The following is a 17,818-nucleotide window of genomic DNA, read 5'->3' as shown; positions in this document are numbered from 1 at the left end:
CGATCAGCATGTAACTAGGAGATCAGATGTTTTTATTCACTAGGACTTCCTTAATCCCTATTTTGTTGACGCTGACGGCATGTGCGACGTTCACACAGAACGACGCGGACAAAGCCACCTATTATGAAGCGTCATTCGATGACAAAAACAGAGCTCCTGCATCTTTTGCTCCTGCAATCGTGGCCCAAGATGGAAGCGCAAAGTTAGATCCTTTTTATATGCGCACTCAAGCGGACTATAATTTTGCGATGGGCGAGGCTTACAGCCTTGACGGAAATTCGCAAAAAGCGATCGAAGCTTTTAAGACCGTGTTGGTGTACGACCAAGAATCTCCGGCTGTGAACATGCGTTTGGCGGCCGAGTACTTAAAACAAGGCATGATCTCGGAATCTCTGGTGCAAGCAGAAGAGGCTGTTAAAAAAGATCCCAAAAATGTGGATGCTCGCCTTCTTTTGGGTGGTTTGTATTCCTCGATGAGGCTTTATCCTAAGGCTTTGGCGGAATATTCTACCGTGATGAAGCTTGAGCCGGCCAATACGGAAGCGCCTCTTTATATTGGTGCTTTGTATTCAGAACAAAAGCAGTCAGACAAAGCCGTTTCATACTTTGAGTCCTTGCTGAAGAATCCCGAGTACACGACGCCACATCTGGCGCACTATTACATCGGCCGTGTTCGTATGGAACAGCCAGAAACGAAATATCAGAAAGCCGCCGAAGAGTCTTTTAAGAAGACTCTTAAGTTAAAACCTAACTTTGCGGATGCTCTTCTTTCTTTGGGATCTCTTTATGCAAAACAAAAGAAAGAAGATAAAGCCATTGCGATGTACAAAGAGTTCCAAAAAGAAAATACTCCCAGTGCTCGCATCGCTGAAGTTTTAGCGCAGATTTACATCGAACAAGGTGATTACGAAAACGCTTATGATCAATTGGTGATCGTTGAGTCCGAGTCTGAAGAACCGTTAAATGTTCGTATGAAAATGGCTTTGATTCTGATTGAACAGAAACACTATGATCAAGCAGCGCAAAAGCTTGAGGATATTCTTAAAGAAGCGCCAGAATCAGACAAAGTTCGTTTCTACTTGGCTGCGGTTTACGAAGAAACTCGCAAGGCTGAAAAAGCCGTGAAGGAATATCGTAAGATCCCGTCCAGCAGCACTTACTACGGCGAAGCCGTTGTGCACGCTGCCTATCTTCTTAAAGGCTTAGGTCGTTTGGAGGAGGGCTTGGAAGTGGCGGCAAAAGGTCTGAAAGATCGTCAAGATCAGCCTCAGATTTTTGCGATGTATGCTTCTTTGTTAGATGAAAAGTCGGATTACAAGGGGGCCTCTAAAGTTCTGCAACAGGGCTTAGAGAAGTTTCCTGAAAATGCGCAGCTTCGCTTCTACTATGGAACGATCAATGATCGTTTGGGAAATAAAGAAGTCGTTGTTAATGAGATGAAAAAAGTTTTGGAATTAGATCCGAATCATGTGCAGGGCATGAACTATTTGGCGTTCACATGGGCGGAAATGGGCGTGCAATTGCCGCAGGCGGAAAAGTTAGCTCGTCGTGCGCTAGAGCTTGAACCAAAAGATGGTTATGTTCTGGATACGCTGGGTTGGATTTTGTACAAGCAGAACAAATTTACTGAGTCTATCAAGTTCTTAGAAGCGGCTCATAAATACCAATCAACTGTCAGTATTATCGCAGAACATCTTGGCGATGCTTATCTTAAGCAATCCATGGTCGACAAAGCCAAAAAGATGTATCGTAAAGCGGCTGATCTGGAAACGGACAAAAAGAAGGTTGAAGAAATTCGTGGTAAGATCACTGCGATCGAAAAGCAGGAGCTTCTTTCGCCAAGAATGCCAGCGTCAGAGCCAAAAGCGGAAGTGCCGATTGCAGAGCACGACACAAGCAAATAGATCTATTTAAAATGAAATCAAGAAGGGCTTCGTAAACATCGAAGCCCTTTTTATTTTTTTACGAACAGAGTTTTCATTTCATTATAAGAATAGTGGCTGCTGAAAAATAACATCGGAAACGCCACCAAAAATCCCAGTCCCCAAGTGACGCCCGCAAGCAGAAGCAAAAGCGCAAGATAGAAGCTAAGCACGAAATAGACGCGGAAGTTTTTCATTGAAGCCAGGCCGACGATGTCCAGCGCCTCAGCCAGCCCCGTTGTCGTTTCCATGCGATAGCGTAATGCATGGGTCAGTACCAGATAGAAAAATGCTCCTAACATAAATAGACCTAAAGAAAGGGGCGCGCCAGAAAGATATTCTTGTGGACTTTGCAGGATTCCTAACGAGGACCCAATAAGCACGGTGGTTGGAAACAGAATTAAACTGGTCACAACGAATGGCAGAAGAAACTCTTTCAGGGTTGAAAGATTCTGCCATTTCTTTCCTTCCATCCAACGATCGGTCAGATGTTGAAGAATTAAAAGAGCAAAGGCCGTCAGAAAAGCGCTCACGTAGGGGATGTGGCGCAAAATAAGAGCCACCATCAAGCCCAAGGCCCCTATTAAAAGCCCGTATTTCCAATGATTTTTGAGATGAATCAGCGCTTGTTTAAAAGAATTCATTTCTCTATGCTAAGGCAATGATGACAACTATCAATTATTTTTTGCTGATTCTATTAACCGCTTTTCTTTCCGGCTGTGTCACCAAGACAGTCAAGCAGGGGGCTTACCATAAAGCCCAGTGGGAGACCAAAGCTCTTATTAAGGATGAAAAGAAAAATAAGACTCAGTCATTAAATATAGATATCTACGCTATAAAAAATGAAAGAGCCCGTTTGGAAATTTCAGCAATGTTGGGTTATCAGGTGGCAAGCCTGGTGATGAGTCCCACTGAAATTTCTTATGTCATCTATCCGCAGAAAACATTTTTTTATGGCAGAAATTCAGAGCGTGCATTCAGTCGGATGATTGATGTCCCTTTACATCCAATGAATCTTGCCAATATCGCTTTTGACGAACCTGTGCGTGGTCCCGGTTGGCAATGCACGCTTTCACAAGAGGGTTGGGTTTCTCAATGTGACAATTTGCAAAAGAACCTTCGTGTTGTCTGGTCAAATCGAACTGAAGGCGAAAAGAAAGTTGTTATTACGGGGCCGCAATTTGAAATGCAGTGGCAATTTCCTGCGCCCCAGACTGAGGTCCAGTTCAAATCAGATCTGTTCACATTGAGACAGCCGTCAGGGTTCAAAGCAATACAAATAAATTAAAAAACTCGTTAACCGTCTAGGATTGAGGCATAATCTTATGAAGTAGGTGTGTCACCAAGCACCGAGGGAGAGATTATGGCCTCTAAGTTTGATCTTCAATCGTTGGTCAGTAACTGGCAGAACTCGAGCACTCACGCTAAAGAGCATTGGAGTGGGACCTTCGAAGAGTATCTCGATCTTGTAAAACAAAATCCTAAAGTCACGAGGAATGCTTATCAGCGCATGTACGACATGATCGTTGAAGAGGGCACCGAGACGTACCTGGATTTCAAAAAAGAAGTCGTACGATACAGATTCTTCGACGACACCTTCAACAATGGCAAGGACGCGGTCTTCGGGCTGGATGTTCAGTTGATGAAGCTGGTGAACGTGCTTAAAGCTGCGGCTTTAGGATACGGAACTGAAAAACGTGTGATTCTTCTTCATGGTCCGGTGGGCAGTGCGAAGTCCACGATCTGCCGCATGCTCAAAAAAGGTCTTGAGCGCTACTCACACTCTAAATCGGGTGCGATGTACACGTTTGAATGGATCGATGAGAAGCTGGAGCTTGATGGTATTCTGGGTAAAGGCGTGAAGGTGTTTCCTTCACCAATGAACGAAGAGCCTTTGTTGTTAATCCCGGAAGAACTTCGTCAAAGCGTCTATGAATCTTTGAATAAAGGCCAAGAGGGTTCTTATCGCGTGCACGTGGACGGAGAACTCAGTCCTCCATCGCGCTTTATCTTTAAACAACTCATGGAAAAATACGAAGGCAACCTGATGAAAGTTCTTGAGCACGTGCGCGTGCGAAGACTTTTCATCTCGGAAGCGGACCGTATCGGAATCGGGACTTTCCAACCCAAAGACGAAAAGAATCAGGACTCCACAGAGCTTACTGGTGATATCAACTACCGTAAGATCGCCGAATACGGATCTGACTCTGATCCGCGCGCTTTCAACTTTGACGGAGAATTCAACGTTGCCAACCGCGGTATGATTGAATTTGTTGAGGTTTTGAAGCTTGATGTGGCTTTCTTGTACGATCTCTTGGGCGCGTCTCAAGAGCACCGGGTAAAACCCAAAAAGTTCGCCCAAACGCATATCGATGAAGTGATCATCGGTCACACGAACGAACCGGAATACCGTCGTCTTCAAGACAACGAGTTCATGGAAGCTCTTCGTGACCGTACCGTAAAGATCGATATTCCTTACATCACTCGTTGGAGAGACGAAATCAACATTTACAAACGCGATTTCAATTCTCAGAAGGTGCGTGGTTTGAGCATTGCTCCGCACACGGTTGAGATGGCGGCGATGTGGGCGATTCTGACTCGTTTGGAAAAGCCTAAGAAAGCCAACCTGACTCGTTTGCAAAAACTAAAGCTTTATAACGGTAAGACGTTGCCGAATTATACGGAAGACAACGTGCGCGAGCTTCGTAAAGAGGCCAACCGCGAAGGTCTGGAAGGTATTTCAGCTCGTTATATTCAGGATAAACTTTCCAACGCTCTAGTGGCGGCCCAGCAGTCCAACAAAGGGTCTGTGAATCCGTTTATGGTGTTTAAGGAACTGGAATCCGGCCTGAAGAATCACTCGCTGATTTCCAATGAAGAACTCAAGAACGAATACAAGGAACTTCTGGGTGTGGTTCTTCAAGAATATGAAGAAATCATCAAAGCCGAGGTGCAAAGAGCAATCAGTGCCGATGAAAGTGCGATGCAAAGACTTTGCGCGAACTACATCGACAACGTCAAAGCTTACACGCAACGTGAAAAAGTTCGTAATCAGTTCACCGGCAATGATGAAGAGCCAGATGAACGCTTGATGCGATCTATTGAAGAAAAAATCGAGATCCCTGAGTCCCGCAAAGATGATTTCCGTCGCGAGATCATGAACTACATCGGGGCGCTCGCTTTGGAAGGTAAGAAGTTCAACTATAAAATGAACGAACGGCTTCACAAAGCGATCGAATTGAAGCTCTTTGAGGATCAAAAAGACAGCATTAAGCTGACGACGTTGGTAAGTAATGTTGCTGATAAAGATACTCAGGAAAAAATTGATATCGTTAAAACTCGTCTCATCAAGGACTTCGGGTATGATGAAATCTCTGCGACGGATGTTCTACACTACGTTGCAAGTATCTTCGCCCGTGGGGATGTAAAGAATAAATAATGTCAATTCGGGAAGACAACAACAGGTTTAGAGAAATCGTTAAAGGCAAGGTTAAAGAAGACCTTCGCAAGTATGTCTCCCAGGGCGAGATGATTGGGAAGCGCGAGGATGAGTACGTTAAGATTCCTCTTCCTCGCATTGATATTCCAAACTTTCGTTACGGCCCCAAACAGCAGGGCGGGGTCGGTCAAGGGGAAGGTCAGCCTGGCCAAGATGTTGGCGATCCGGGTGAAGGTGGACAAGGACAGGCCGGAGAAGCTCCAGGGGAGCATCTTTTGGAAGTCGAACTTTCCATGGAAGAGCTGGCGGACATTCTTGGCGAGAAACTGCAACTGCCGCGCATTGAGCCTAAAGGCGCGAAAAACATCGAATCATTAAAGACAAAATTTACCGGGCTTGCTCCTGTCGGTCCCGAAGGTCTGCGACATTTTAAATCTTCTTATAAAAGAGCTTTAAAGCGCATGGTCGGCGCGGGCACCTATAACCCGGAAGAGCCGTTGGTGTTGCCGATTCGTAGAGACATGCAGTACAAGTCTTTCAAAAAAGTGAATCAACCGCAGACTCAGGCTGTCGTTATCTACATGATGGACGTGTCAGGCAGTATGGGCGACGAGCAAAAAGAGATCGTTCGGCTTGAAAGCTTCTGGATCAATACGTGGTTGAAGAAGCACTACAAGGGCCTGGAAACGCGTTTCATTATTCACGATGCGGCAGCAAAGGAAGTGGATGAGGATACATTTTTTAGAACCAGCGAATCCGGTGGTACATTAATCAGCTCGGCCTATAAACTTTGTCAGGAGATCATCCTGAAAGACTATCCGGTTCACGAGTGGAACATTTATCCCTTCCATTTCAGCGACGGCGATAACTGGTCCGGTGAAGATACGCGTCTATGTATTAAGATGATGTCTGAATTCTTTCTGCCAAATTGTAACGTCTTCAGTTACGGACAGGTGGAAAGTAAATACGGAAGCGGACAGTTTCTTAAGGATTTACAAAAGGAATTTGGCAACGACGAAAGACTCACTCTGAGCCAAATTGAAAACCGCGACAAGATCCTAGACTCGATCAAGGATTTCTTGGGCAAAGGACGCTAAAGCTGGAAATGGTATCTGATACCCTTTCCTAAACGGAGATGAGTTATGGCGAATTTAACTCCTGAATTAGAAGCAGAACGAAAAAGAATCTGTCAGATCGCGAAAGACGCGGGACTGGATTTTTTTGAAACTATTTTTGAATTGATCACTTACGATCAGATCAATCAGTTTGCGGCTTATGGCGGCTTTCCAGTTCGTTATCCTCATTGGAAGTTCGGAATGGAGTACGAACATCTTTCCAAGAGCTATGAATACGGTCTTTCTAAGATCTATGAAATGGTGATCAATACGGATCCTTGTTACGCCTATCTTATGGAAGGCAACGCCATGATGGATCAGAAGCTGGTTATGGCGCATGTCTACGGCCATTGTGACTTTTTCAAGAACAACATTTGGTTTTCGAAAACAAATCGTAAAATGATGGACCAGATGGCGAATCATGCCACCCGTATCCGTCGTTATATGGATCGTTATGGCTACGAAACGGTGGAAAGTTTTATCGACGTCTGCTTAAGCCTGGAAAATCTGATCGACCGTTACAGCCCCTATGTGGAAAAGTCTGTGGCTAAACCCGCAGACTCCCGCGCCCAAGAGCCCAACTATCTTCTGCGTGTCGACCGTTCTTATATGCGCGACTACATCAATCCGCCCTCCTTTGTTGAAGAACAAAGAAAGAAAGCTGAAGAAGAGGCGATGCAAAAGGCGCAGCGCTTTCCGCAGGAACCGGAAAAGGACATTCTTAACTTCCTTATTCACTATGCGCCGCTAACAGACTGGCAGCAGGACGTACTTTCAATCATTCGGGATGAGGCTTACTATTTCTCTCCGCAAGGCATGACGAAAACCATGAATGAAGGGTGGGCTTCCTACTGGCATTCACATTTAATGACGACCAAGATCTTAAATGATTCCGAGATCATCGACTTTGCCGATCATCACAGCGGCACGATGGCGATGGCACCGAACGGTTACAATCCGTATAAAGTGGGTATCGAGCTTTTCCGCGACATCGAAGAAAGATGGAACAAAGGACAGTTCGGCCGCGAGTGGGAAGAGTGTGATGATGTGCGCGAACGCAAGAATTGGAATAGAAACCTCCGTTTGGGGCGGGAAAAAATCTTTGAGGTGCGCAAAGTTTGTAACGACGTCACTTTCATTGATCAGTTCCTGACCGAGGACTTCTGCGTTCGTAATAAACTTTTTGTTTATAAATTTAATAAAAAGACCGGAAAGTTTGAAGTCGACACAAAAGATTTCAAAGCGATCAAGGCTCAACTGCTGTTTCATATGACAAACTTCGGTCAGCCTATCATCAGAATTGAAGACGCGAATTTTGAAAATCGGGGAGAACTTTTGTTAACTCATCTGCATGAAGGTATTGATATGCAGCCGGACTTCATGAGCGAGACCCTGAAAAACGTCTTCAAGATGTGGAAACGGCCGGTAAATCTGGCGACGGTCATGGATGAAACCCCGCAGCTTTTTAGATTCGACGGAAAGGAGTATACACAGCATAAGCTGGGTGAAGAGCCCACTCCGAATCCTTCGACTCAAGAAAGCTCCGGTTCATGAAGAATACTCGTTTAGTTTATAGCACCGACCCAAAAGAGAACGTGCGTTGTCCCAAATGTAAACAGCTCCAATCCGAATGCAAATGCGTTGCTGAGGAGTCCGTAGAAGAGGGGCAGTTCACCGTCATCTTCCGCCTGGAAAAGGGCGGCAGGGGCGGAAAGATCGTTACGGTGATGGATGGATTTCCTAGAAACGAGGACTTCCTTAAAAATCTCGCTAAAGAATTAAAAGCCAAGTGCGGCGTTGGCGGCACTCACATTCTTTCTCCAAAAAGTGGTATAATAGAGATTCAAGGTGACAAACGCGATCAACTTAAGAAAATACTGGAGTCCAAGCGCATCAAGTACAAGGGCGTTTAAAACTGGACCCCATGCAGCTTGAATTTTAAGTATGATCAAGAGATATTCCAAATATGAATATGTTTACCACCACCAATCCTTTGCGAGGTGCGGATTTGGCAGCGAAAAAGATTGTTATTGTTGATGACTATGAAGAGAGCTGTAAGCTTCTGGCTGAAATTCTCAGTACGACGTATGAGTGCACCTACACTTCTGACAGCAACTCGGCCGTAAAGCTTATTAATGAAAAAAGACCGGATCTTATTTTGTTAGACTACAAAATGCCGGGTTTGATGGGTGTTGATGTTTGTCGTATGGTTCGCGAAAGTGCGACGACAAAAAACACACCTATTATCTTTGTTTCTGGGGCCGCGACCATTGATGAAAGAATCAAGGCCTTTGAGACTGGCGCGGATGATTTCATTTCCAAGCCTTTTCATGTGAAAGAGCTGATTCTGCGGATTAAGGCACGTCTTTCTGATAAAGAGTCCGAGTCGGCTTCTGAATTGACGGCAGCAAATTTAAAAATGAACCTTTTGTCGCGTCAGGTATTTGTCGATGGGGAAGAAGTGGGTTTAACACCGAAGCAATTCGACATTCTGAAAATGTTGGTGGCGGCAAAGAACAACCTAGTGACCCGTGAAAAATGTTTAACGGAAATCTGGGGTGACACTGAAGTGACATCGCGAAATGTGGATTCCCAAATCAATTACTTGAAACGGAAAATTCAAAAGTTCAACGGACGTATTGTGGCGGTCCCATCACTGGGATATCGACTGGAGTCTTCTGAAAATTAAACTAAAAAAGCCGGATTAACTCCGGCTTTTTTTATCCTGTTTTTTGTTGTTTTCGTTTCGCAAGTTCTGAACACAGTCCTTTCATTCGATCAAACTCTTTGGACGATACGATCGCTCGTGAGTTTCCTCTTTGCTCCGCCGCCATTTGATTCATCTGCGTGACTCGTTCGCGACTCGGGGGATGGGTGCTCATGGCATCAGCCAAAGAAGACAACATTTGATTGTGCTGCCCCTTGGCCTGTTCTTCCATTTTCAGAAGCTTTTCATAAAACAATCCGACTTTGTCTTTGTCATATCCGGCAGCAACCGAAGTTCTAAAACCAATACGGTCGGCTTCCATTTCGTCCTCGCGAGAATTTGCCATGAAAGCGTACTTTTGAACTAAAAGTCCGCCACCTGCGCCGGCTGCGGCCCCATACATTGTTGCCTTTTGCATGCATTGGTCGTCACTGGGTGCACAAAGAAGTTTACCCAAACCGTACCCCAGAGCGCCGCCTAAAATGCCGCCGCCAGCAGCATATATCCAGGATTTGCCCTCGGCTTTTTTGGCCGCCTCCATTCGCTGGGCCGTATGCCGAGCCTTCACATGGCCGACTTCGTGTCCTATGACTCCAGCCAGTTCGGCCTCCGAATCAGCCATTGCAATAAGAGGCGCCGTTACGAAGATGGTTCCGGCCGGAAGTGCAAACGCATTGACGTAACCTACATCCACTACCGTGAAATTATAGGAATAGGGATTTCCCTGAAGATTGTTGGCGGCGACAATTTTCTTTCCCAATTGGGAAATATAGGATTGAAGTTGAGGATTTTGAACTGCCGGATAGTCCTTGCGCATTTGTGGCAAGGCTTCCTTGGTTAAATTTCTTTCCTCTTCATAAGTGAGAGTTGTTTCATCCCCTCGCAAATTTCCTTCGCGCTGACGATGTTGTTCGGTCGCACAGGCCGTCATTAATAGTGGCAAAGAGGCAAGAAAGGTCCTTCTGCCCATGGGGGTGCTGATCCATTGGTCCAAGACGTCATCAAGTTTTAAAAGGGCTTCTTTTTGATCCATATAAAAACTTAAACAAACGCCCTTGCTCAGGGCCACAACTTCTTTTGCGAAAACGGGCGAAAGTCCAGGTCAACCCCTCTTGGGCGAAAAGGCAAAGCTTCCGAAAAGAAGGGCATGCGTTTGGTCGCCTTATTTTTTTCACTTTTAATAGTTCAAACTTCCTGGGCTTTAACGCCCACAGAGGCATGTCAGTTTAAAGAGCTTGTTCAGTCAGCTCCTGACGATTTTTCGTCGCGAGATCGTTTTCTCGCGGAAGAACTTTGTAGCTCTGCCGGGGTTTATGAAGAATCTTTGCTTCCCGATAATAACGCCGCTTCACAAGCGGGAACCTCGGCAAAGATGACGGACTATAAAGAGTTCTATCAGTCTCTTGCAAAATCTTTGGATAGCTTTAACAAATCGGAAATCTGCGACCCGAAATCTGCAAAATATAAAGGAGTCGTTTACCCCACAGTCACTCTGCAAAAAACAGCTGCCGGAGACATTCCGGTTTCTGTTTTAACTGAAGAAGAAGCGGCCAAGATCTTCAGTGATTTTGCGAAGGATGAACGCTATGCCTTTGGCGCCACCTCAAATGGCTGTTATGCACGGGCGCATATTTTTTCCCAACAAATGGAGAAGAAGGGAATCCGAGTCGCAAAAATGTTTTTAGAAGGTCGTCTAGTGATCCCGGAAGAAAAGCGGGTTTATGAAGATCAGAACATTTGGAATTACCACGTAGCTCCAGTCGTGGCGGTGAAAACAAATAAGGGAATTGAGCTGCGCGTTTTAGATCCGGCTTTATATGATAAACCTGTTCCAGTGAAACAGTGGACCGATACCTTATTGACGACTTCTCAGGATAAAAAAGAAGCACTGGCTTACGTCACCGATCGATTCAACCTCGGGCCTTTGCGTGGCGAAACACTTCCGTCGGCAAAGAAAGATCCAAATCGCTTGAAGTGGCATGCCGCAGATACGGTTCAAGCGCAACACGAACTAGAGGCTCGTCAGGAAGAGCAGAGAATGTTGGCTTCCGACCGCGAGGACGAGCGGTTTGAGGAGGCAAGATGAAGTCAATGCTAGTGGCTTTGCTATTTACGCAGTTAACCTGGGCTGAAATGCCTGCACCAAAAACGCAATCATTTACCGACAGTGTTTATAAAATTGAAACTGCCAACAGCAAAGTGCGGGTTTCATTTAAACTTCATCCCAGTGTTTATGAGCTGACTGGCAACGAGCCCTTTCTTGAAAATCTTAAAAAGAGCCAGAAGTTGAAGAAACCCGTGAAATTTTTCGTCGAACAAAAGACGCGAAAGATTGTTGAAGTGAAAGGGCCTTAGCCCTTTCTGCCAAATCCAAAAAATCTTCTTTTAGGTTTTTGCGCGTCCGCCTTTTTTCCAGCAGGACTCTTATTGGGGCCACTGCTTTGTGAAGCCCCACTTTTGTGAGAAGCCGCTTTTTGCGGTCTGTCTTCTCCACCGCTATGAGAGGCTTTTCTTTTGTGAGAATCAGCAGACTTGTGGGGTCTGCCGCCACCATGGCTACTATGGCCACCAGAAGCGTGTTTCGGCTTTTGGCCCGCACGATTCTTGGCTCTGTTTTCTAGACGCTGACCTTCTAAGATCGCCTTGGCCTTGCCGGCACTTAAAACCTGCGCTTTTTCAATGGCCTCAGAATGGTAAGGTTGATTTTTGACCAAAGGAACCGGCTGGCGAGTGACCTTTTCAATCGCGTACATGAAGGATTTTTCCTCGGCAGTACAGAATGAAATGGCGGCACCGGAAGCTCCCGCGCGAGCTGTTCGCCCAATGCGGTGAACGTAACTTTCGGGGATGTGAGGCACTTCAAGATTAATAACGTGAGTAATGCCTTCGATATCAATTCCACGAGCGGCAATATCTGTCGCCACTAAAACCCGAACATCACCATTGCGGAAATCTTCAAGAGCACGTTGGCGAGCGGACTGCGATTTATCTCCGTGAATACCCGCAGCGGAAATGTTGGCTTTCACCAATTTATCTACCACACGATTCGCGCCGTGCTTCATTTGCACAAAAACCAAGACTTTATAGAGATCGTTGTCGTTAAGAAGGTGGATCAAAAGATCAAGCTTATCTTTCTTCTCCACGTACATCACCGTCTGATCCACCTTTTCGGCGGTCGAAGATGTCGGAGTGACTTCCACCTTTTCCGGATTCACTAAAATATTATGCGCTAACTTTGAAATCTCGGGAGGCATTGTCGCCGAGAAAAACAAGTTGTGACGCTTTTTGGGAAGCAAAGGCAAAATACGTTTAATATCTTGCATGAAACCCATGTCGAGCATGCGATCGGCTTCATCCAAAACGAAAATTTCAACTTTATCCAGACGCAAAAACTTTTGCGAAAACAAATCCAACAGGCGTCCCGGAGTGGCGACCAGAATGTCGACACCAGCTTGCAAGGCTCGGACTTGGGGATTTTGCCCGACGCCACCATAGATGACGGCATGTTTAAGCTTTAAGTGTTTGCTGTAGGCCTCAATGTTTTCGTGAATCTGAATCGCAAGTTCACGCGTCGGCGTTAGGATCAAAGCTCGCGGGCATTTTGCTTCCGGGCGAGATTGATGTTTTGCCAGGTTCTGCAAAATAGGTAGGCTGAACGCGGCAGTTTTTCCGGTTCCTGTTTGTGCGATTCCGAGAAGGTCCTTCCCCTGTAAAAGTACAGGAATGGAGGCCAACTGAATGGGTGTTGGGGTTTCATATCCTGCTTCTTTAAGTGCGAATTGAAGAGGGGCTATCAAGGGGAGGTCAGTAAATTTTGTCGTTGTCATGAAAGGCCGTTGTAACAGCCTTAAGGCCCTCAGCGCAAGGCGGATTTCTTTTGGGCGGTTTTCAGCAATTTTTGCACGGCCCAAAGGATCTCTTTGTTATATGAAAAGATCTGTGAGGCATCTTTTGCGCTTATCCAGGCAACACCTTTGTGATAGTCGGCATCCTCCACTTTGTGAGGCGGAGTCCATTCTTGATCCAACACCGCCAAATAGAACACCGTTCGGCACGCGTTAATTTTTCCGTTCCAAGGAAAATCGTACTTCCTTTCAAAAGCGGTTTCTTCAAGGATGCGAACTTTGTAGCCAGTCTCTTCCAAGCACTCGCGGGCGGCGGCGTCGGGCAGACTTTCTCCGGGTTCAATTGCGCCCCCCGGTAAAAAAAAGTAGGGCATTTTCGACGTTGGATCGACAGCGTGGAAGCCTAAAATTTGATTTTTGTGCACGACTACAACCGAGGCTCTGTCGCGAAAAATCTTTTGCGACTGTTCGGTCTTTTTTTCTTCGCGACGATCTTGAAAAAAGCTTTGAATAAGAGCGGCGCATTCGTCGGCAAGAACCCCCGGGGTGATTTCGACTTGATGGTTCAATCGAGAGTCGCTGAGGACTTGATAAAGACTTTGAACGGCGCCACCCTTTGGGTCAGAAGCGCCATAAACAACCCGCTTCAGACGCGCCTGTTGAATAGCGCCCGCACACATCACGCAGGGCTCTAAGGTTACATAAAGAGTGCAGTCGCTCAATCGCCAACTGTGTTTTTTCTGAGAAGCTTTATGAAGCGCGAAAAGTTCCGCATGACCCAAGGGGGTTTGTTGTCTTTCGCGCGTGTTCACAGCCCAGGAAATAAGGCCCTCAGGTCCCACCAGAATGGCGGCGACAGGAACTTCTCCCTTAACCGCCGCTTTACGCGCAAGATGCAGGGCCTTGCGCATCCAATAAGAATCCTGTTGGCGCTGGGAAGACACTACTTTTCCTCCGCGATTCTTTCACGAAGTTTAACGTGGTCTTTGGCACTGGCTTTACGCATACGAATATTCAGCATTTCCACGCCGATAGAAAAGGCCATGGCGAAGTAAACATATCCTTTGGGAATATGCACTTCCAAAGCTTCGACGATCAAGGTGAAGCCAATCATCAATAGGAAGCTCAAAGCAAGGATCTTCAAAGACGGATGCGAATCGACAAAATCGCTGATTGTTTTCGCCGAAAAAATCATAACAGCGGTCGAGGCCAGAACTGCCGCAATCATCACGGACAATTCTTTCACCATCCCGACGGCAGTGATCACAGAATCGAGTGAAAAAACGATATCCAAAAGAAGGATCTGCACGATAACTGCACCGAAAGAATGGGCGACGTTTTTGGACTGGCTACCTTCGACTCCTTCTAGCTTGTGATGAATTTCGGCGGTACTTTTAACAAGAAGAAACAAACCGCCCAGAAGAAGAATAAGATCGCGCCCAGAAATTTCGTGATCCATGACTGAAAAAATAGGCTCGGTCAAACCGATGATCCAAGACAGAGAGAACAGTAGCAGAATACGAGTCAAAACTGCCAGCCCCAGGCCCGTCATACGCGCCTTTTGCTGTTGGTCCTTAGGCAGTTTTCCCGCCAGAATTGAAATAAAGATAACGTTGTCGATTCCCAGGACCAGTTCCAAAGCGAACAAAGTACCGAAGGCAATCCAGATTTGAGGATTCGAAAGCATTTCCATCATGGTGATATAAACTCCTTTATGAGCTGAGGGAGTTTATAAACTAATTTGTGGCATTTGGGATGAATCTCTTTTGATTGCAACAGGCTTGCACATGATGCTTTTCGGGTTTTGAATGAAAGGTCGCATTCCTGTTTTGGTTTAGATGGTTTCTATTAAGTCTTTTAAAATCAGACACTTAAATATTATTTCAGGTTGTTTTTGTTGAATTTTAGCAGAGCGCATTGGGGTGCCTGGAAGGCAAGTCCTCTTAGAAATAATAATTCGACGCGTTAAGACCCCGAGACTTGCGCCTTTTCTGCCGCTTTGTTATACACTCATCTCTCATTTTCCACATTCGAAGGGCAGGTGATTGTCGTGGCAATGGTTAAGATCAAAGACGGTGAGTCTTTTGAATCTGCATTCAGAAAATTCAAAAAATCTTGCGAAAAAGCAGGTATTCTTTCTGAAGTGAAAAAACGTGAACACTTTGAAAAGCCCTCAGTAAGACTTAAAAAGAAGTCTCTTGCAGCTCGTAAACGCGCTGTAAAAAAATCGAGAAAAGGCTGGAACGACTAGTCCTTCCTTTGTGAAGATAGTTATTCAGGAGGCGGCCCAAAAGGTCGCCTCTGTTCTTACAGACAGACTGTTGAATAAGACCCATCCGACTTCATTGAACTTCTTGCGGCTGCGCCTTTTTGAACAGTCTTACTCTCGGAGGTATCAATGGAAATCAGAGATCAAGTCACAGCGGATATCAAAGCCGCGATGATCGCAAAAGACAGTGTTAAATTGGGAGCGCTTCGTATGCTCCAAGCTGCGATCAAAAACCGCGAAATCGACATGCGCCCGAACCCAATCACAGGCGACGAAGTTCTTGGCGTAGTAAAAAAACTTGTTAAGCAAAGAAAAGAATCTATCGAACAATTCCAACAAGCGGGTCGCCAAGATCTTGTGGATCAGGAATCTGCCGAATTGAAAGTTCTTGAAGTTTATTTGCCTGCGCAAATGAGCCGTGAACAAATCGAAGCTCTAGTCACTGAAGTCATTGCGGCAACAGGTGCAAAAACGGTGAAAGACATGGGACCTGTGATGAAAGAAGTCATCGCTCGTTCTGGTGGCGCGGCGGACAACAAAGTCGTCAGCGAAATTATCAAATCTAAACTTGCATAAAGGCACCTGGACGGTTCATGCGATTTTCTCAGGACTTTATTGAGAGGGTTTCCGAGGCCAACAACCTTGTCGACATCATCTCTCAATACACTCAGTTGAAACCTAGTGGTAGCGGCCTTATGGGCCGCTGTCCATTTCCTGATCACGTCGAAAAAACGGCGTCGTTCTCTGTTTCTGAGACAAAACAAGTCTATCACTGCTTTGGGTGTCACAAGAGCGGAAACATGTTTTCGTTCTTGCGCGATTATCAGGGCATGAGTTTCCCAGAGGCCGTCGAGTACCTGGCAAATCGCGCCAGTATTCCGATGCCGGCCCCGGAAAAGAACGAAGCGGCTCAAGATCAGGTCGCCGAAAAAAAGAAGTTGTTGTTAAAAGTAAATAAGCTCGCGGCTCATTACTTTTCAGAGCAACTTCACCGTGTTCCTCACGATCATCCGGTGAAGAAATACATCGCCAGTCGCGGTCTTTCTAAAGAAGTCATTGAGACTTTCGGGATCGGCTACGCCGTGGCCGAATGGGATGGGTTGGAGAAGTATTTGGCTTCTCATAATATCTCGATGGCCTTGGCGGAAGAGGCGCGCCTGGTAAAGGCTCGTACCAATAAGTCCGGTTACTTTGATATTTTCCGTGACCGACTGATGTTCCCGATTTTCTCGGCAATGGGTGAGCCTATTGCTTTTGGTGGACGTTATTTAGAGAAAAAAGAAAACGAGCCGAAGTATTTAAACTCTCCCGAGACGCCGGTATTTATTAAAGGAAAAGTTCTTTACGGACTTTCGCAAACAGCCCGGTATATTCGCAGTGATGACATGGCCCTTATTGTCGAGGGCTATATGGATCTGGTTTCATTGTATCAGGCGGGTATTCGTAACGTGGTTGCGACCATGGGCACGGCCTTAACTCCGGATCACGGGAAAATGCTTAAGCGCATGACGAAAAACGTGGTGGCCATGTTTGATGGCGATTCGGCAGGAATGGAAGCCGCTGAGCGCAGTCTGCCGATTCTCTTGGCGGCGGATCTTTACCCTAAGGGGCTGACTTTACCGAACAGCATGGACCCTGACGATTATGTGAAAAAATACGGTGCAGAGGCTTTGAAGGCGGAATTAGACAGGGCCCCTGATCTTTTCGTGATGATTTTAGCTCGCTGGATGGAAGGGTATCGCGGTGAAGCTTCGGAAAAAGTGAAGCTGGCGGATAAACTAAAGCCTTTGTTTGAAGCCATCCCCGATCTTCGTCTCAGGGATCTTTATTTGGCCGAAGCCGCTCAAAAAATGAGCGTTACTTTGCCCTGGTTGCGTCAAGCTGTTGGAATACAAGGCAGTGCCCCTGGATATACTCAGAACCGCCCCGGCATGACTAGGACGGTGCAGCCAAGCCCGTCGACTAACCCGGCGGTGCCAGAAGCGGTGTCTTCTTCAGTAGAAGGAGGCAAAATCAGCCTTAAAGGGGCCTCAAAAGCAGAACTTCTGCTATTAGGATTGGTACTCAAAAGTCGTGCCAATTTTGATCAATTTGTGAATGAAAAGTTGCTTGAGAGCGTCGCTCACGACGGAGTGAAAAAGATCCTCGAAAAGGCGACGGATGTGTATAGACAAGATCTTAATAAGTTTGATAAGTTGACCAGTCTGCTTGTCTCTTACGTCGATCAGCCTGAATATTTATTTCAAGCCGGTCCACAAGCTGAAACCGAGCCAGGGTTCGACGAAGAGGCTGAAGTGAAGCTCTTGCGTGATTGCTTTAAACGCGTGCGGGAAAATTTCTTAAGAGAGCAAGCAAAGCAATTAGCACGAGATCTTAAAAACGAACCTAGTTCGGAAAAGTTGGAACAGATTATGAATATTCAGAGAAACCGAATCTCTCTGAATAAAGGGTAAAAGGCGGGGTATTGATGAAACCGAACCTACCAAATAAACAAGAGAAAGAGCCCGTAAAGGTTCTTTCC

The 17,818-nt window shown here is 46.0% G+C and carries 17 protein-coding genes; 12 read left to right on the top strand and 5 right to left on the bottom strand.

The features are described 5' to 3' along the window. The first annotated feature begins 26 nt into the window (after positions 1-26). Positions 27-1,904, top strand: coding sequence for a tetratricopeptide repeat protein (locus tag OM95_RS08100; RefSeq protein ID WP_041872422.1), 1,878 nt, complete (start codon positions 27-29; stop codon positions 1,902-1,904). A gap of 50 nt (positions 1,905-1,954) precedes the next feature. Here the strand turns inward: OM95_RS08100 and OM95_RS08095 are convergent, their stop codons facing one another. After that, positions 1,955-2,566, bottom strand: coding sequence for a hypothetical protein (locus tag OM95_RS08095; RefSeq protein WP_041872420.1), 612 nt, complete (start codon positions 2,564-2,566; stop codon positions 1,955-1,957). A gap of 17 nt (positions 2,567-2,583) precedes the next feature. On the opposite strand from OM95_RS08095, the gene OM95_RS08090 reads away from it, so the two are divergent. The 6 genes from OM95_RS08090 (at position 2,584) to OM95_RS08065 (ending at position 9,165) form a co-directional block, all read left to right on the top strand. Further along, positions 2,584-3,210 carry a DUF4292 domain-containing protein gene (locus OM95_RS08090; RefSeq protein WP_041872418.1) on the top strand — a complete coding sequence of 209 codons (627 nt, stop codon included), beginning with the start codon at positions 2,584-2,586 and terminating at the stop codon, positions 3,208-3,210. A gap of 75 nt (positions 3,211-3,285) precedes the next feature. Further along, positions 3,286-5,361, top strand: a complete 2,076-nt coding sequence (locus OM95_RS08085; protein ID WP_041872415.1) for an ATPase AAA — start codon at positions 3,286-3,288, stop codon at positions 5,359-5,361. Continuing rightward, the gene (locus OM95_RS08080; protein ID WP_041872413.1) at positions 5,361-6,458 is read left to right on the top strand and encodes a DUF444 family protein; all 1,098 of its coding nucleotides are present in this window, start codon (positions 5,361-5,363) and stop codon (positions 6,456-6,458) included. The genes OM95_RS08085 and OM95_RS08080 overlap by 1 nt, the downstream gene beginning before the upstream one ends. Positions 6,459-6,503: 45 nt before the next feature. Continuing rightward, positions 6,504-8,030 (top strand): SpoVR family protein, encoded by a 1,527-nt coding sequence (locus OM95_RS08075; RefSeq protein WP_041872410.1) that lies wholly within the window; start codon positions 6,504-6,506, stop codon positions 8,028-8,030. Continuing rightward, positions 8,027-8,389, top strand: coding sequence for a translation initiation factor (locus OM95_RS08070; RefSeq protein ID WP_041872407.1), 363 nt, complete (start codon positions 8,027-8,029; stop codon positions 8,387-8,389). Before OM95_RS08075 ends, OM95_RS08070 begins: the two co-directional genes overlap by 4 nt. Positions 8,390-8,442: 53 nt before the next feature. Then, positions 8,443-9,165, top strand: a complete 723-nt coding sequence (locus OM95_RS08065; protein ID WP_291515880.1) for a response regulator transcription factor — start codon at positions 8,443-8,445, stop codon at positions 9,163-9,165. A gap of 31 nt (positions 9,166-9,196) precedes the next feature. Here the strand turns inward: OM95_RS08065 and OM95_RS08060 are convergent, their stop codons facing one another. Next, positions 9,197-10,216: a M48 family metalloprotease gene (locus OM95_RS08060; protein WP_291515877.1), complete on the bottom strand. Its 1,020-nt coding sequence runs from the start codon at positions 10,214-10,216 to the stop codon at positions 9,197-9,199. A gap of 114 nt (positions 10,217-10,330) precedes the next feature. Here OM95_RS08060 and OM95_RS08055 point away from each other — a divergent pair, with 114 nt between their 5' ends. After that, entirely contained in the window at positions 10,331-11,269 is a 939-nt protein-coding gene (locus OM95_RS08055; RefSeq protein WP_041872399.1) for a protein-glutamine glutaminase family protein, read from the top strand. Beyond that, positions 11,266-11,538, top strand: a complete 273-nt coding sequence (locus tag OM95_RS08050; protein WP_041872396.1) for a hypothetical protein — start codon at positions 11,266-11,268, stop codon at positions 11,536-11,538. Before OM95_RS08055 ends, OM95_RS08050 begins: the two co-directional genes overlap by 4 nt. On the opposite strand, the gene OM95_RS08045 is transcribed toward OM95_RS08050, so the two are convergent. From OM95_RS08045 to OM95_RS08035, 3 genes are read right to left on the bottom strand one after another with little or no spacing between them, the layout of a single operon-like run. Then, a complete protein-coding gene (locus OM95_RS08045) occupies positions 11,535-13,010 on the bottom strand; it encodes a DEAD/DEAH box helicase (RefSeq protein WP_041872394.1) in 1,476 nt (491 codons plus the stop codon). The two genes, OM95_RS08050 and OM95_RS08045, sit on opposite strands and share 4 nt — an antisense overlap. 29 nt (positions 13,011-13,039) lie before the next feature. Beyond that, positions 13,040-13,972 (bottom strand): tRNA adenosine(34) deaminase TadA, encoded by a 933-nt coding sequence (gene tadA / locus OM95_RS08040; protein ID WP_291515875.1) that lies wholly within the window; start codon positions 13,970-13,972, stop codon positions 13,040-13,042. Continuing rightward, positions 13,972-14,721: a TerC family protein gene (locus OM95_RS08035; RefSeq protein WP_041872730.1), complete on the bottom strand. Its 750-nt coding sequence runs from the start codon at positions 14,719-14,721 to the stop codon at positions 13,972-13,974. The genes tadA and OM95_RS08035 overlap by 1 nt, the downstream gene beginning before the upstream one ends. A 357-nt stretch (positions 14,722-15,078) precedes the next feature. Here OM95_RS08035 and rpsU point away from each other — a divergent pair, with 357 nt between their 5' ends. The 3 genes from rpsU to dnaG all read left to right on the top strand — a co-directional run bounded on the left by rpsU (position 15,079) and on the right by dnaG (position 17,750). Next, on the top strand, positions 15,079-15,279 hold the full coding sequence (gene rpsU, locus OM95_RS08030; RefSeq protein WP_155722516.1) for a 30S ribosomal protein S21: 201 nt from the start codon (positions 15,079-15,081) through the stop codon (positions 15,277-15,279). 147 nt (positions 15,280-15,426) lie between these two features. Then, the gene (locus tag OM95_RS08025; RefSeq protein ID WP_041872392.1) at positions 15,427-15,873 is read left to right on the top strand and encodes a GatB/YqeY domain-containing protein; all 447 of its coding nucleotides are present in this window, start codon (positions 15,427-15,429) and stop codon (positions 15,871-15,873) included. Positions 15,874-15,890: 17 nt separating this feature from the next. After that, the gene (gene dnaG, locus OM95_RS08020; protein WP_041872389.1) at positions 15,891-17,750 is read left to right on the top strand and encodes a DNA primase; all 1,860 of its coding nucleotides are present in this window, start codon (positions 15,891-15,893) and stop codon (positions 17,748-17,750) included. Positions 17,751-17,818 lie beyond the last annotated feature (68 nt).

The organism is Bdellovibrio sp. ArHS (genome assembly GCF_000786105.1).
Lineage (GTDB): Bacteria > Bdellovibrionota > Bdellovibrionia > Bdellovibrionales > Bdellovibrionaceae > Bdellovibrio.
Note: the sequence above shows the minus strand (reverse complement) of the source record. Positions and strands in the feature narration are given on the sequence as shown.

Coding starts and splice junctions, on each gene's coding strand:
- OM95_RS08045 (WP_041872394.1), bottom strand. CDS start 13,010: ATGACAACGACAAAATTTACTGACCTCCCCTTGATAGCCCCTCTTCAA.
- OM95_RS08035 (WP_041872730.1), bottom strand. CDS start 14,721: ATGGAAATGCTTTCGAATCCTCAAATCTGGATTGCCTTCGGTACTTTG.
- dnaG (WP_041872389.1), top strand. CDS start 15,891: ATGCGATTTTCTCAGGACTTTATTGAGAGGGTTTCCGAGGCCAACAAC.
- OM95_RS08060 (WP_291515877.1), bottom strand. CDS start 10,216: ATGGATCAAAAAGAAGCCCTTTTAAAACTTGATGACGTCTTGGACCAA.
- OM95_RS08050 (WP_041872396.1), top strand. CDS start 11,266: ATGAAGTCAATGCTAGTGGCTTTGCTATTTACGCAGTTAACCTGGGCT.
- OM95_RS08080 (WP_041872413.1), top strand. CDS start 5,361: ATGTCAATTCGGGAAGACAACAACAGGTTTAGAGAAATCGTTAAAGGC.
- OM95_RS08065 (WP_291515880.1), top strand. CDS start 8,443: ATGAATATGTTTACCACCACCAATCCTTTGCGAGGTGCGGATTTGGCA.
- OM95_RS08085 (WP_041872415.1), top strand. CDS start 3,286: ATGGCCTCTAAGTTTGATCTTCAATCGTTGGTCAGTAACTGGCAGAAC.
- OM95_RS08055 (WP_041872399.1), top strand. CDS start 10,331: ATGCGTTTGGTCGCCTTATTTTTTTCACTTTTAATAGTTCAAACTTCC.
- OM95_RS08100 (WP_041872422.1), top strand. CDS start 27: ATGTTTTTATTCACTAGGACTTCCTTAATCCCTATTTTGTTGACGCTG.
- OM95_RS08095 (WP_041872420.1), bottom strand. CDS start 2,566: ATGAATTCTTTTAAACAAGCGCTGATTCATCTCAAAAATCATTGGAAA.
- OM95_RS08075 (WP_041872410.1), top strand. CDS start 6,504: ATGGCGAATTTAACTCCTGAATTAGAAGCAGAACGAAAAAGAATCTGT.
- OM95_RS08025 (WP_041872392.1), top strand. CDS start 15,427: ATGGAAATCAGAGATCAAGTCACAGCGGATATCAAAGCCGCGATGATC.
- OM95_RS08070 (WP_041872407.1), top strand. CDS start 8,027: ATGAAGAATACTCGTTTAGTTTATAGCACCGACCCAAAAGAGAACGTG.
- OM95_RS08090 (WP_041872418.1), top strand. CDS start 2,584: ATGATGACAACTATCAATTATTTTTTGCTGATTCTATTAACCGCTTTT.